The organism is Micromonospora rosaria (genome assembly GCF_001567585.1).
GTDB classification, from domain to species: Bacteria; Actinomycetota; Actinomycetes; order Mycobacteriales; family Micromonosporaceae; genus Micromonospora; species Micromonospora rosaria.
The window spans coordinates 1-1,816 of record NZ_LRQV01000284.1; the positions used below are offsets into that span (position 1 = coordinate 1).

The 1,816-nt window shown below is 63.0% G+C and carries 1 protein-coding gene; it reads left to right on the forward strand.

Translation table 11 applies throughout. The features are described from left to right. Nucleotides 1–198 precede the first annotated feature (198 nt). Nucleotides 199–1,704, forward strand: coding sequence for a serine/threonine-protein kinase (locus AWW66_RS32025; protein WP_211272172.1), 1,506 nt, complete (start codon nt 199–201; stop codon nt 1,702–1,704). Nucleotides 1,705–1,816: the final 112 nt, after the last annotated feature.

Here is a 1,816-nt window from a genome sequence, read left to right on the forward strand (position 1 = left end):
ACGCCGAGCCACCACGATCGTCCAGGCCATCCTCGTTCTCCACCACGTCGAAGCCAACGCTACGCAGGATGAAAAGGGCTGAATGTAGTCAACGAATGGGATCAGCCGGCCGGGATGCGCCGCGCAATAGGAAGCCCAGGTCCACACGGGACGTTGGGTAGGCTGGTCGCGGGGCGACTGGCAGAGAGGTGAGGCAACGTGGGGGAGCGGTTGTTGCTCGCGAGCGAATGGACGCTCGGCGAGCGCATCGGGCAGGGCGGCTATGGGATGGTGCTGGAGGCAAGGTCCGACCAGGTTCCGAACGCCGTAGCGAAGCTCGTGCCGAAGGGGCCAGGAGCTGAGCGGGAGTTGCTCTTCGTGGACCTCGCTGGGGTCCGGAACGTTGTGCCGATCATCGACAACGGCGAGATGCAAGACAACTGGGTCCTTATCATGCCTAGGGCTGAGAGGTCGCTGCGTGAACACATCACGAGCGTGCAGGGCCGGCTGCCGCTGGCCGAGGCTCTGGCCATCCTGGCGGACATCGCAACTGCCTTGAGCGGCTTGCAGGGCCGAGTAGTCCACCGTGATCTCAAGCCCGAGAACGTCCTCCTGCTTGACGGAAAATGGTGCCTGGCCGACTTCGGCATTTCCCGATACGCGGAAGCCTCGACGGCTACGGACACCCGGAAGTACTCGATGTCGCGCCCGTACGCTTCTCCTGAACAATGGCGGGGGATCAGGGCCACGTCTGCAACCGATATCTACGCCCTTGGCGTGATCGGGTACGAACTGCTTGCAGGGAACCGGCCCTTCCAAGGCCCCGAGTCGCATGACTTCCGCGACCAGCACCTGCACCAGAACCCCGAACCACTCAGCGGCGTTCCCCTGCCCGTCGTTGCCCTGATCGACGAATGCCTTTACAAGGGGCCGGAGGCGAGGCCGACTCCTTCCAACGTGCTTGCCCGCTTGAAGCGAGCCGCCGAGGCAACGCCGTCGGCTGGCTTGGCGCAGTTGCAGCAGGCGAACCTTGCTGAGGTGAACCGGATCAGGAATGAGGAACGCGCAGCATCTGAAGCCCGATCGGAACAGGAGCGGAAGGGAGATCTGGCTCAGTCATCAAACCGATCGCTGATCCGAATGATGGACTACCTGAAGGACTCCATCCTTGCGAACGCTCCCGCAGCCGCCTGCAGTGAAAACATTCCCAAGACCCGGCCGTCCCCGGAAGGTTGGGTCATCCGACTCAACGAGGCACGGCTGGCCTTCGAGGCCCCGGTTTTACTGGAAGGGCATCCCTGGGGGAGCCAGCCTGGACCTGCCTTCGACGTCGTGACGTACGCAACCTTGCGTGTCACCGCACCTATCAACCACCAAGCCTACCAAGGGAGAAGCCACTCCCTCTGGTACTGCGATGCGCAGACGGCCGGTGAGTACCACTGGTACGAGACGGCCTTTACGCATCAGCCGACCTTGGGATCAGGTCATGTCCCGAATGACCCGTACGCGCTATACCCCGCATCCGACGCGGCGGAAGCCATCGGTCACGGGCTCATCGGAGGACGGGTGCAGGTAGCGTGGCCGTTCACTCCTATGTCAATCGATGCGATGGATGAGTTCGTCGACAGGTGGGCAGGTTGGCTTGCGCTGGCATCTCAGGGCAAGCTGCAGCGGCCCATGATGATGCCTGAGAAGCAGGCGCAGGGAAGTTGGAGAGTTCGGTGAGGGTCCCCCTGGGGGTATGACCCCTTGCCCCGATCCTCCCTCACCGACGCGTCTTAGGGCGTGTGTCGAAGTCGGTGGTGGCGCCTGAAATGGTGTGACCGTTCGGCGTGTC